General features: G+C 64.8%; 10 protein-coding genes. 8 read left to right on the plus strand and 2 right to left on the minus strand.

Annotated features, from left to right (window positions below):
• Positions 1-133 precede the first annotated feature (133 nt).
• The 7 genes from CWS72_RS06865 to CWS72_RS06895 all read left to right on the plus strand — a co-directional run bounded on the left by CWS72_RS06865 (position 134) and on the right by CWS72_RS06895 (position 9529).
• Positions 134-1804 carry a long-chain-fatty-acid--CoA ligase gene (locus CWS72_RS06865; protein ID WP_101249836.1) on the plus strand — a complete coding sequence of 557 codons (1671 nt, stop codon included), beginning with the start codon at positions 134-136 and terminating at the stop codon, positions 1802-1804.
• Positions 1805-1924: 120 nt separating this feature from the next.
• Positions 1925-2320, plus strand: a complete 396-nt coding sequence (locus tag CWS72_RS06870) for a MerR family transcriptional regulator (protein WP_101249837.1) — start codon at positions 1925-1927, stop codon at positions 2318-2320.
• A 253-nt stretch (positions 2321-2573) separates the two neighbouring features.
• The gene (locus tag CWS72_RS06875) at positions 2574-3713 is read left to right on the plus strand and encodes a thiolase family protein (protein WP_101249838.1); all 1140 of its coding nucleotides are present in this window, start codon (positions 2574-2576) and stop codon (positions 3711-3713) included.
• Positions 3710-6034, plus strand: a complete 2325-nt coding sequence (locus CWS72_RS06880) for a 3-hydroxyacyl-CoA dehydrogenase/enoyl-CoA hydratase family protein (RefSeq protein ID WP_101249839.1) — start codon at positions 3710-3712, stop codon at positions 6032-6034. Before CWS72_RS06875 ends, CWS72_RS06880 begins: the two co-directional genes overlap by 4 nt.
• Before the next feature lie 65 nt (positions 6035-6099).
• The gene (locus tag CWS72_RS06885; RefSeq protein WP_101249840.1) at positions 6100-7890 is read left to right on the plus strand and encodes an acyl-CoA dehydrogenase C-terminal domain-containing protein; all 1791 of its coding nucleotides are present in this window, start codon (positions 6100-6102) and stop codon (positions 7888-7890) included.
• A gap of 269 nt (positions 7891-8159) precedes the next feature.
• A complete protein-coding gene (locus CWS72_RS06890) occupies positions 8160-8720 on the plus strand; it encodes a thioesterase family protein (protein ID WP_101249841.1) in 561 nt (186 codons plus the stop codon).
• Positions 8708-9529: an SDR family oxidoreductase gene (locus CWS72_RS06895; RefSeq protein WP_101249842.1), complete on the plus strand. Its 822-nt coding sequence runs from the start codon at positions 8708-8710 to the stop codon at positions 9527-9529. Before CWS72_RS06890 ends, CWS72_RS06895 begins: the two co-directional genes overlap by 13 nt.
• 95 nt (positions 9530-9624) lie before the next feature.
• Here CWS72_RS06895 and CWS72_RS06900 read toward each other — a convergent pair whose 3' ends face one another.
• Positions 9625-10647, minus strand: a complete 1023-nt coding sequence (locus tag CWS72_RS06900) for a class 1 fructose-bisphosphatase (RefSeq protein WP_101249843.1) — start codon at positions 10645-10647, stop codon at positions 9625-9627.
• Between the two features lie 156 nt (positions 10648-10803).
• Positions 10804-11262, minus strand: coding sequence for a methylglyoxal synthase (locus CWS72_RS06905; RefSeq protein ID WP_101249844.1), 459 nt, complete (start codon positions 11260-11262; stop codon positions 10804-10806).
• A 228-nt stretch (positions 11263-11490) separates the two neighbouring features.
• Between CWS72_RS06905 and purT the strand changes: the two genes are divergently transcribed.
• Entirely contained in the window at positions 11491-12690 is a 1200-nt protein-coding gene (gene purT / locus CWS72_RS06910; RefSeq protein WP_101249845.1) for a formate-dependent phosphoribosylglycinamide formyltransferase, read from the plus strand.
• Positions 12691-12696: the final 6 nt, after the last annotated feature.

Below are 12696 nucleotides of genomic sequence, written 5' to 3' on the forward strand. Positions count from 1 at the left end.
GCCGGATTCTTCCCCGCGGGGGCTCCAAGGGCCTGTTGATAAATTAAGTGAAACAGGCCTTGTACGTCCCCCGCGGCGCGGAAGCGTTACGGAAAACCCTTAAGGATCCGGTAGTGGATCATGAGGTTTATCGATGCAAGACACCATCGATTGGCAATCCCCAATCGCCGCGACGGCGGTGAGCGCCGTTCTCGACGAGACGGTGCGACGCTTCGCGGACCGGCCGGCGCTCGATTTTCTCGGACGCCGGACCAGCTACGGCGAACTCGGCCGCATGGTCGACATGGCGGCGCGGGGGTTTCAGCAACTGGGGGTGAGGAAGGGGGTCAAGGTCGGCCTCTGTCTGCCCAACACGCCCTATTTCGTCGTCTGTTACTACGCGGTCCTCAAGGCGGGCGGAACGGTGGTCAACTTCAACCCGCTCTATGTCGAGCGGGAGATCGCCCACCAGATCAAGGATAGCGGCACCACCATCATGGTGACCCTCGATCTTCGCCAGATTTATCCGAAGATCAAAGCCATGCTGGACAGCACCTGTCTCGAAAAGGTGGTGATCTGTCGCATGGCCGATATCCTGCCTTCGGTGCAAAGTCTGCTGTTCCAGGTGCTGAAACGCTCCGAACTCGCCGACGCCCCCGCCGACCTGCGCCATGTCACCTTCGCCCGTCTGATCAATAACGACGGTCAGTTGAAGCCGGTGGAGATCGATCCGGCGATCGACGTCGCCGTGCTTCAATATACCGGCGGGACCACCGGTTTGCCCAAGGGGGCGGTGCTGACCCACGCCAATATCAGCGGCAACACCGATCAATTGGCGCGCTGGGTCCCCGATATTCAAAAGGGCCAGGAGCGCATGCTGTGCGTTTTGCCCCTGTTTCACGTCTTCGCCATGACGGTGGGGATGAATCTCGGCATCGCCTTCGGTGCCGAACTGATCCTGTTGCCGCGTTTCGATCTTGAACAGGTGATGAAGTGCGTCGCCCGCAAGCGTCCGACGCTTTTTCCGGGCGTGCCGACCATCTACACGGCGATCAACGGCGCCGCCGGGAAAGGGGGATGGGATCTCTCCTCGATCCGCTGCTGTATTTCGGGTGGCGCCCCCCTGCCGATAGAGGTCCGGACCGAGTTCGAGAATTTGACCGGCTGCATGCTGGTCGAGGGCTACGGCCTCAGCGAGGCGTCGCCGGTGGTCACCTGCAATCCCTTCCGGGCCGTCAAGGCGGGGTCGGTCGGCATTCCGCTGCCGGGGACGACCGTGGAGATCCGCGCGCCCCACGATCCGGGAACGGTATTGGGCCAGGGTGAAAAAGGCGAGATCTGCGTGCGCGGGCCGCAGGTGATGACGGGCTATTGGCAAAAGCCCGGCGACACCGCGCAGGTCTTCGTCGACGGGGCGCTCAGGACCGGGGATATCGGCTATATCGACGAGGAGGGCTATCTGTTCCTGGTCGATCGCATCAAGGACGTCATCATCAGCGGCGGCTACAACGTCTATCCGCGGGTGATCGAGGAGGCGCTCTATCAGCATCCGGCCGTCGCCGAGGCCGTGGTCATCGCCGTTCGCGACCAATATCGCGGCCAGGCCCCCAAGGCCTTCGTCCGCCTGCGCGACGGGCTTCAGGCCACTCCCGACGAATTGCGGCAGTTCCTGACCGGCTATGTCTCGCGCATCGAATTGCCGAAAATGATCGAGATCCGGGACACCCTGCCCAAGACCATGGTGGGCAAATTGTCCAAAAAAGAACTGGTCGCCGAAGAAGAGATGAAAGCCGCCGCCAGCGGTTCGCTCGACAAAGCTTCCTGAACTCCAATTCCGCTTTGCCAAAGGTGACGATGATGGGTATTCTTCGCGACAGCATGGTGACGTATAGGGAATGTAACGGCTCCTACCGTCATCTTGCATACGCGACTGAGGATACATCAGATGGACAAGATCTATTCGGTCACCGAGCTGGCCCGGGAGCTCGGCGTGACGCCCCGGACCATCCGTTTCTACGAGGACCAGGGGCTGATCGCGCCGCAGCGGGCCGGCAATACGCGGGTTTATTCCTATCGGGACCGGGCGCGGATGATCCTGATCCTGCGCGGGAAAAGGCTGGGCTTTTCGCTGCGCGACATCAGGGAATTCCTCGATCTCTACGTCGTCGACACCACCCAGGTGGAACAGCTTCAGCTTCTTGCCACCAAGGTCCGCGCCCGCATCGCCATGCTCGAGGAACAGCGGATCGCGGTCGAACAGACCCTGACCGAATTGAAGGACGTCGAGCGGATGACCGTCGACGCCTTGACCGCCAAGCTCAAGCAGTCCCGTCCGGCCTGATCTTTCCCTCTTTCGCGTTTTCCCGCTCCTTCCCGGGCGGGACCGACGCCCGCGCGAGCGGGTGGGTGAAGGGGCATACGACCCCTGTCCCTTGCCAGCCCCTTCACCCACACTCCCTCGTCCCTCGGTCGCCAAGACAAGCGCTCGTGGCGCCGGCCGGCTTTCCGGTGGGAAAGACGCCGCCGCGGCGCGGCGGACACCGCCTGTTTTCCGCATTCCCGTTTCATAACCAGACCTCCATGGAGACCCGTCGATGAAGACCGTGGTTATCGCGGGCTATGCCCGTTCGCCGTTCACGCCCTCGAAGAAGGGCGACCTGGCCCGAGTCCGTCCCGATGAACTGGCCGCGCAGGTGGTGCGCGCGCTGATCGAACGCAGCGGCGTCAAGCCGGAGGATATCGAGGATCTGATTCTCGGCTGCGCCTTCCCCGAGGGCGAACAGGGACTGAACCTGGCCCGGCTGGTCGTTCTTCTGGCCGATTTGCCGCTGTCGGTGGGCGGCGTCACCGTCAACCGCTTCTGCGGATCCTCCATGCAGTCGGTGCACAACGCCGCCGGTGCCATCCGGATGGGCGCCGGCGAGGTGTTCATCTGTGCCGGCGTCGAGAGCATGACCCGCGTGCCGATGATGGGCTACAACCCGCTGCCCCATCCCGGTCTCCACGCCAAGCGCCCGGAGTCCTACATCGGCATGGGCGATACCGCCGAGAACGTGGCGCGGCAGTGGGAGATCCCGCGCGCCGCGCAGGAGGAGTTCGCCGTCCGCAGTCACCGGAAGGCGTCGTCCGCCCAGGCCGAAGGGCGCTTCAAGGATGAGATCGTCGCCATCACGGACGGCAATCGCCGCATCGAAGTCGATGGGTGCATCCGTCCCGAAACCACGGCGGAGGCCCTGGCCGAGTTGAAGCCCGCCTTCGACCAGACGGGCACGGTGACCGCCGGCACCGCCTCGCCGCTGACCGACGGGGCGGCGGCGGTGCTGGTGTGCAGCCTCGACTACGCGGAAAGCCATGGTTTGACCCCGCTGGCCGGGATCAGAAGCATCGCCATCTCCGGCTGCGCGCCCGAGGTGATGGGCATCGGTCCGGTCAAGGCCTCCGGCAAGGCGTTGGAGCGCGCCGGCCTGCGGGCCGACCAACTGGATGTGGTGGAACTGAACGAGGCCTTCGCCTCCCAGTCCCTGGCCTGCATCCGGGACCTCGGCCTGTCCGAGGAGAAGGTCAACCTGGACGGTGGCGCCATCGCCATCGGCCATCCCCTGGGCGCCACCGGCGCGCGCATCGTCGGCAAGGCGGCGGCGCTCCTCAAGCGGACCGGCGGACGGTATGGCCTGGCCACGCAATGCATCGGCGGCGGCCAGGGCATCGCCACCCTGCTGGAGGCCGTGCGATGAGCGGGATCGGCAAGGTCGCGGTGATCGGCGCCGGGGTGATGGGGGCCGGCATCGCCGCCCAGGTCGCCAATGCCGGTGTGCCGGTGGTTCTCCTCGATATCGTCAAGGAGGGCGCCGCCAGCCGCAGCGCCATCGCCGAGGGCGCCGTCGCGGCCCTGTTGAAGGCCGACCCGGCTCCCTTCATGAGCAGGGCGGCGGCCAAGCTGGTCGCCACCGGCAATATCGAGGACGATCTGGGATTGCTCGCCGACTGCGACTGGATCGTCGAGGCGGTCGTCGAGCGTCTCGACGTCAAGCAGGCGCTTTATCGCAAGATCGAGGGCGTGCGCAAGGCCGGATCGGTGGTTTCCTCCAACACCTCGACCATCCCCCTGGCGAGCCTGATCTCGGGGCTGCCCGAAACCTTCGCCCGCGATTTCTGCATCACCCACTTCTTCAATCCGCCTCGCTATATGCGGCTGCTCGAAGTGGTGAAAGGCGAGCTCACCCGTCCCGAGGCGATCGCCCTCGTCAGCCGTTTCGCCGACGCGGCGTTGGGCAAAAGCGTGATCACGCCCAAGGATCGACCCGGCTTCATCGCCAACCGCCTGGGCGTCTTCTGGATCCAATGCGCGGTGATCGAGGCCATCGAACAGGGATTGGAGGTGGAGGAGGCCGACGCGGTGATCGGCAAGCCGATGGGCATCCCGAAAACCGGCGTGTTCGGCCTGATCGATCTGGTCGGGCTCGACCTCATGCCGCATGTCATGGACAGCATGATCGGCCTGTTGCCGCCCGAAGATCCGCTGCATGCCATCCATCGCCCGCAGCCGCTGATCGAACGGATGATCGCCGACGGTTACACGGGGCGCAAGGGCAAGGGCGGCTTCTACCGGTTGAACCGGGCCGGCGGCGGCAAGGTCAAGGAGGCGATATCGCTCGTCACCGGCGAATACCGGCCGCAACGCAAGGCCGACCTGGAAGCGCTTGCCACCACCAGGGGCGATCTCAAGGCCCTGCTTGCCCATCCCGATCCGGCCGGCCGCTACGCGCTGCGCGTTCTGGGGCAGACCCTGGCCTATGCGGCCGCGCTGGTACCCGAGGCGGCTGACGACGTCGCCGCCGTCGATGAGGCGATGCGCCTCGGCTACAACTGGAAATGGGGACCTTTCGAGCTGATCGATCAGTTGGGGGCGCCCTGGCTGGCCGAACATCTGGCCGCCGAGGGACTGCCGGTGCCGCCGCTGCTCACCCTGGCCGGGGACCGGAAATTCTATCGGATCGAGGCCGGCCGCCGGCAATATCTGGGCACCGACGGCGCCTATCACGACCTCGTCCGCCCCGAGGGCGTGCTGCTTCTGGCCGATCTCAAGCTCGACCGCCAGCCGGTGCTCAAGAACGGTTCGGCGGCCCTGTGGGACATCGGCGACGGCGTGGCCTGCTTCGAATTCACCAGCAAGATGAATGCGCTCGATCCGGACACCATGGCCTTGCTGGGCAAGAGCATTAAAACCGTCGCCAAGCAGTTCAAGGCGCTGGTCATCTATAACGAAGGCAGCAATTTCTCGGCCGGCGCCAATCTCGGCCTGGCCATCTTCGCCGCCAACATCGCCGCCTGGACGGAGATCGAGCAGTTGGTCGCGGCCGGACAGGAGACCTACAGGGCGCTCAAATACGCCCCCTTCCCGGTGGTGGGGGCGCCTTCCGGGCTGGCGCTCGGCGGCGGCTGTGAAATCCTGCTGCATTGCGACGCCGTCCAGGCCCATGCCGAAACCTATGTCGGTCTGGTCGAATGCGGTGTCGGGCTGGTGCCGGCCTGGGGCGGCTGCAAGGAGATGCTGTCCCGTTGGAGCGCCCCTGGCCGCCTGCCCAAGGGGCCGATGCCGGCGGTGGCCAAGGTCTTCGAGACGGTGAGCACGGCCACGGTGGCCAAATCGGCGGCGGAGGCCAAGGAACTGCTGTTCCTTCGTCCCTCAGACGGCATCACCATGAACCGCTATCGGTTGCTCGCCGACGCCAAGGCCAAGGCGCTGGAGCTGGCGCGCGACTACACGCCGCCCGAGCCGGTAGACCTCACCCTTCCCGGCGAATCGGGCAAGGTCGGCATGCAGATGGCGGCCGAGGGTTTCCATCGCCGAGGCATCGCCACCACGCACGATCTGGTGGTGGCCGGTGCCCTGGCCACCGTGCTGTCGGGCAACGGCGCCGACGTTACCAAGCCGGTGACGGAGGAGGAGGTTCTGGAGGTGGAGCGCGCCCAGTTCATGCGGCTGATCCGTTATCCGGCGACGCTGGCGCGCATCGAAAGCATTCTCGAAACCGGCAAACCATTGCGGAACTGAACCGTTCTCTTCCGTCATGCCCGGGTCACGCCCGGGGGTGACGACCAGGTATAAGGAATAAGGTCATGCCCAGCTATCAGGCTCCGCTGCGCGACATGCGCTTCGTTCTCTACGAACTGCACCAGGGCGCCGGACTGTCGGCCCTGCCCGGTCTGGAGGATTTCACTCCGGATATCATCGACCCGGTCCTCGACGAGGCGGCTAAGGTCTGCGAGGAGGTCCTGGCCCCCTTGAACCGGACGGGGGACGAGGAGGGGTGCCATCTGGAAAACGGCGTGGTTCGCACGCCGTCCGGCTTCAAGCAGGCCTACGATCTGTTCCGGGACGGCGGCTGGACCGGGCTGGCCAGCGACCCGGCCTATGGCGGCCAGGGATTGCCGAAATCGGTCAACGCCCTGGTCGAGGAGATGATCTGCGCCTCCAACCTGTCCTTCGGCATGTATCCGGGATTGTCGCATGGCGCCTATCTGGCCCTGCATGCCCATGGTTCGGATGAGTTGCGGGATCGTTTCCTGCCGAAGATCGTCGACGGCACCTGGGCCGGCACCATGTGCCTGACGGAGCCCCATTGCGGCACCGACCTGGGGCTCTGCCGGACCAGGGCCGTCCCGCAAGGCGACGGCAGTTACCGGATTACCGGGACCAAGATCTTCATCTCGGCCGGCGATCACGACCTGACCGAAAACATCATCCATCTGGTCCTGGCCCGGCTGCCCGACGCGCCGAAGGGCATCAAGGGAATCAGCCTGTTCGTCGTGCCGAAGATCGCAGTCCGCGACGACGGATCCCTGGGCGATCCGAACGGCGTCACCTGCGGCTCCATCGAGCACAAGATGGGCATCAAGGGATCGGCCACCTGCGTGCTGAACTTCGACGACGCCGTCGGCTGGCTGGTCGGCGAGGCGCACAAGGGCATGCGCGCCATGTTCACCATGATGAACACCGAGCGTCTGGCGGTGGGCATCCAGGGACTGGGGCTCGCCGAGGCCTCCTACCAGGGCGCCGTCGCCTATGCCCGCGAACGCCTGCAGGGACGATCGCTGTCGGGGGTCAAGCATCCGGACAAATCGGCCGACCCGATCATCGTTCATCCCGACATCCGCCGGATGCTGCTGACCATGCGGGCCACCACCGAGGGCTGCCGTGCCCTGGGCGGCTGGGTGGCCCGGTCGCTGGACATTCAGCACCATGGCGAGGACGAGGCGGCGCGCCAGGAGGCCGAGGACCTGGTGGTCCTGCTGACCCCGGTGGTCAAGGCGCTGTTCACCGATCTGGGGTTCGAGGCGGCCAACCTCGGCATGCAGGTTTATGGCGGCCATGGTTACATCCGGGAAAACGGCATGGAACAATATGTCAGGGATGCCCGCATCGCGCAGATCTACGAAGGCACCAACGGCATTCAGGCTCTCGACCTCATCGGGCGCAAGCTGCCGGCGCATGCCGGGCGTTATCTACGCCGCTTCTTCCATCCGGTGGCCGATCTGATCGCCGCCAAGGTCGAGGACGAACAGCTGGGAGCTTTCGTCCAGCCTTTGGCCAAGGCCTTCGTGCGCCTCCAGCAGGCCACCGGGCAGATCGCCCGCGTCGGTCTTTCCAAGCCCGAGGAAGCGGCGGCGGCGGCGGCCGATTACCTGCGTCTGCTGGGGCTGGTGGCGGTCGGCTATATGTGGGTCAGGATGGTCGAGGTGGCCCTGCCGAAGGTCGGCACGGATGCCGATTCCGACGGCTTCTATCGGGCCAAGCTCGGCACCGCGCGGTTTTACATGGAGCGGGTGCTGCCGCAGAGCGGCGCCCTGTTCTCGGCCATCATGGCCGGCGGTGCCTCGATGATGGATTTCGAGGAAGCGGCGTTTTAGTTCGGTAAAAGCCCGTGGATTGATGCCGTTATGAACGTCGAAGGTGAACCACCAAGACACCAAGGCACCAAGGCACCAAGGCGCTTTTTGCCACTGGCGGCAGATCGCATGAATTGGCGCCGCAGGCCTTCGTTCTGTTATCCGGCCGCTTGTGGATGAACAGGATGGGAAATGCCTGCGGCGCAATCCGTCACCTTGGTGTCTTGGTGCCTTGGTGGTTCAAATTTTTCGGGGTGCTCTGCGTGTCGAAGAAATTTAGGTCTTAGCCAATGACTCAATTGATTCGCCTTCTTCGGGTGATCATCGCCTCCCTGTTCCGCGACAGGCTGGGGCCGTTCGACTGCTCGGCGCTGGCTTTCCGGGTGATGCCGGCCGACATCGACATCAATCTGCATATGAACAATGCCCGTTATCTGGCCATGATGGATCTCGGCCGTTGGGATTTCATCCTGCGCAGCGGTCTTTGGCGGCATGTGCTGAAAGAAAAGCTGCAACCGGTCATCGGCGGCGCCATCGTTCGTTTTCGCCGGCCGCTGCCGCCCTTCCGGCGCTTCGTCCTCAAAACCCGGCAGATCACCTGGGACGATCGCTGGCTCTATCTCGAACAGACCATCGAAAGCGACGGAATGCTGATCTGCTCGGCCCAGGTCCGGGCCGCCTTTCTGCGGGGCAGCGCCACGGTGCCGCCGGCCCGGATCGCCGAACTCGTCGGTGCGGGACGAACGCCGCCGTCGGCGCCGACCTGGGTACAGACCTGGCGGGACTTCGACGCCGGATTGGATCATCAACCGTCACTTGTCGCGACAGGGGAAGTCTCATGCGCTCATTGAAGGGAAAGACGCTGTTCATCACCGGGGCCAGCCGGGGCATCGGCAAGGCCATCGCGCTCAGGGCCGCCGCCGACGGTGCCAATATCGTCATCGCGGCCAAGACCACCGAGCCCCATCCCAAATTGCCCGGAACCATCTTCAGCGCGGCGGCGGAGATCGAGGCCGCCGGCGGCAAGGCCCTGGCCCTGGCCGTCGATATCCGCGAACCGGAGCAGGTCTCCCGGGCGGTCGACCAGGCGGTCGACGCCTTCGGCGGCATCGATGTGCTGGTCAACAACGCCAGCGCCATCAATCTGACGGGCACCCTGGAGACCACGGCGAAGCGCTTCGATCTGATGATGGGCGTCAATATGCGGGGCACCTTCTTCTGCGCCCAGGCCTGCATTCCCCATCTGAAGCGGGCCGACAATCCCCACATTCTGATGTTGTCGCCGCCGATTTCACTGGAGCCGCGCTGGTTCGCGCCGCATCTGGCCTATACCATGAGCAAGTTCGGCATGAGCATGTGCGTGCTGGGTCTGGCCGAGGAATGGCGGGATGCCGGTATCGCCGTCAACGCGCTATGGCCGAAGAGCGTCATCGCGACGGCGGCGCTGGCCATGCTGGGCGGCGTGGTGAAACCGGCTTTCTGCCGCAAGCCGGAGATCGTCGCCGATGCGGCGCACGCCATCCTGACCCGGCCCAGCCGTTTCCGCACCGGCCGTTTCCTGCTCGACGAGGAGGTTCTGGCTGAGGAGGGGGCGACGGATTTTTCCGCCTACGCGGTCGCCCCCGGACAGCCGCTGCTGCCGGATTTGTTCCTGGGGTGAGCACAAACCCCCGTCATCGCCGGGCTTGATCTACGGCGGTCCATGAGGCATGGCCGGAGCAAGTCCGGCCATGCCGCCTCTTTCGGTTATTCTTCTCAGTTCTTTCCGGCGCTCGCGTCATATTCCCGGTGATAACGCTGGATGCGCTCCACTTCGTTCTTCGAGCCCAAGACCACGCCGACCCGTTGATGCAGGCCTTGCGGCTGCAGGTCCATGATGCGGTCGCGGCCGGTGATGGCCATGCCGCCGGCCTGTTCGACGATGAAGGCCATGGGATTGGCCTCGTACATCAGGCGCAGCTTGCCGCCCTGCTTGGCGTTTCGGACATCGACGGGATACATGAAGACGCCGCCGCGGCAGAGGATGCGGTGGACCTCGGCCACCATGGCGGCTACCCAGCGCATGTTGAAGTCCTTGGCCCGCGGCCCCTCGGTGCCGGCCAGGGCCTCGTCGATATAGCGTTTCACCGGGGGTTCCCAGAAGCGTGAACGCGAGGCGTTGATGGCGAACTCGCTGGCGTCTTCGGAAATCCGCATGTTGGGATGGGTGAGCACGAAGACGCCGATGTTCTGATCCAGGGTGAAGCCGTTCACCCCTTCGCCGGTGGTCAGCACCAGCATGGTCGAGGAGCCGTAGATGGCGTATCCGGCGGCGACCTGCTTGACGCCAGGCTGCAGGAAGACGCTGCGATCGCTGCAGTCCACCCCGTCGGGCAGATGCAGGATCGAGAAGATGCTTCCCACCGCGATGTTGATGTCGATGTTCGATGAGCCGTCCAACGGATCGAACAGCAGCAGATAGCGGCCAGAGGCGCCATGCACGATGTGCACGTCCTCCAGTTCCTCCGAGGCCATGGCGGCATAGTTGCCGCTTTGGGCGGTCATATGCAGGAAGATCTCGTTGGCCAGGACGTCGAGCTTCTTCTGGTCTTCGCCTTGCACGTTCTCGGTGCCGGCGAGGCCCAGATTACCGGCCATGGCGCCCCGGTTGACTTCGTGCGAGATCATCTTGCAGGTGGTGCGGATGTCCGTCAGCAGCGATGTGAACCGTCCCGAGCCGCCTCGGCGGTGTTGTCCGTCCATCAGGAATTGCGATAGCGTGATGCGCTTATAGGACATGTCCCCCCCTGGAATTTGGTTCGATTGATCCGCGTGAAGCGCTTGCGGGGCTTCCGCAAGACGTGATGTGGTCATGTTTTTTCTTCTTGCTCGGTTTTATGAAAAAACGACAAGGCCGGCCGGCGTGACGGAGGCGCGGCCGGCCTTGCCGCCGGATCAGTAGGCTGCGTCGCCCGGTTTCAGGCGCTGCACATAGGCGTGGTAGTCGGTTTTGATCGGGGTCCAGTCGGAATCGGCGAACAGCGGACTGCCGATGACGAAATCGGCGGTCGAGCGGGTCATCGCCAGAACGATGTTATAGACCGTCGACAATCGGGTCAGCGCCTTGACGTCCACGTCGTGCGGCTGGCTGGTCATCGGATCGATGAAGAAAATGAGAATGTCCAGTTTGCCCTCGGCGATCAGGGCGCCCAACTGCTGGTCGCCGCCCAGGGGGCCGGATTTAAGACAGGTGATCTCCAGGCTGGGGCATTTCTGCATCAGCATGGCACCGGTGGTGCCGGTGGCGTAGAGCCGATGTCCGGCCAGCTTCTCCTCGTTGATTTTGACCCATTCGGTGAGGTCCGGCTTGCGGCCGTCATGGGCGACAAGCCCGATTCGTTTTCCTCTGCTCATCGATGATCCGATCCATCCCGGGAAGGCTGCGATGCCGGAGAATAAGCTCCCCGGCGGATCACGACAATCCTTACCCTCGCGAGGGCTCCTCTCATAGCCGAATGGCTGTTCGGCGCCGGACGAGGGGCTCCGAGGTTTCAGGCAAGCCGGACGGTGACAGACCCGGCCCGACGCCGTAAGGTTGCGGGCATACGCCACTCCAAGGGTCAGATAATAAGGATGCCGTCAATGAGACTTGGGACCCCGCTCAGCCCTTCGGCCGTACGCGTCATGTTGCTGGGGGCCGGCGAATTGGCCAAGGAGGTCATCATCGCCCTGCAGCGCCTGGGCGTCGAGGTCATCGCGGTGGACCGCTATGCCGACGCGCCGGGCATGCAGGTGGCGCATCGCTCGCACGTGGTGACGATGACCGACGGCGTCCAGTTGCGCCGCCTGATCGAACTGGAGCGGCCGCATCTGGTGGTCCCCGAAATCGAGGCCATCGCCACCGACGCGCTGGCCGAGATCGAGGCCGATGGGCTGGCCGAGGTGATTCCGACGGCGCGGGCCACCCGGCTGACGATGAACCGCGAGGGCATCCGCCGCCTGGCCGCCGAAACCTTGAACCTGCCGACGTCGCCTTACGCTTTCGCCGATTCCCTCGAAGAGGTGCGGGCCGCCCTTGACGGCAACATCGGCTATCCCGCGGTGATCAAGCCGGTGATGTCGTCGTCGGGGAAGGGGCAAAGCGTGGTCAAAAGCGCCGCCGACGTCGAGATGGCGTGGAGCCACGCGATGGTGGGCTCGCGCGTCCGGCAAAGCCGGGTCATCGTCGAGGGGTTCGTCGATTTCGACTATGAGATCACGCAACTGACCGTGCGGGCCGTCGGTCCGTCGGGACAGGTCGAGACCTATCTTTGCGCGCCGATCGGCCATGTTCAGAAGAACGGCGATTACGTCGAGTCCTGGCAGCCTCAGCCGATGAGCGAGACGGCGCTCCTGCGGGCCCGGGATATCGCCCGGCAAATCACCGGGGATCTGGGCGGACGCGGCATTTTCGGCGTGGAACTGTTCGTCAAGGGCGACCAGGTCTGGTTCTCCGAGGTCAGTCCCCGGCCGCATGATACCGGCCTGGTCACGCTGGCCTCCCAGCGCCTGTCGGAATTCGACCTGCATGCCCGGGCGATCCTAGGTTTGCCGGTGGATACCGCTCTGCGCGCCCCCGGCGCCTCGGCGGTTATTTACGGAGGGCTGGAGGCCAAGGCGATCGCCTTTGAAGGCGTGGCCGAGGCCCTGGCCGTCCCCGAAAGCGACGTCCGCCTGTTCGGCAAGCCGGAGAGCTTTCTCAAGCGGCGGATGGGCGTGGCGGTGGCCACCGGCGTCGATATCGACGAGGCGCGGACCCGCGCCAGACAGGCCGCCGCCCTGGTCCGGCCGGTGCTGGGCTGATTCGTC

The sequence above is a fragment of the Telmatospirillum siberiense genome, assembly GCF_002845745.1.
GTDB lineage: Bacteria > Pseudomonadota > Alphaproteobacteria > Rhodospirillales > Magnetospirillaceae > Telmatospirillum > Telmatospirillum siberiense.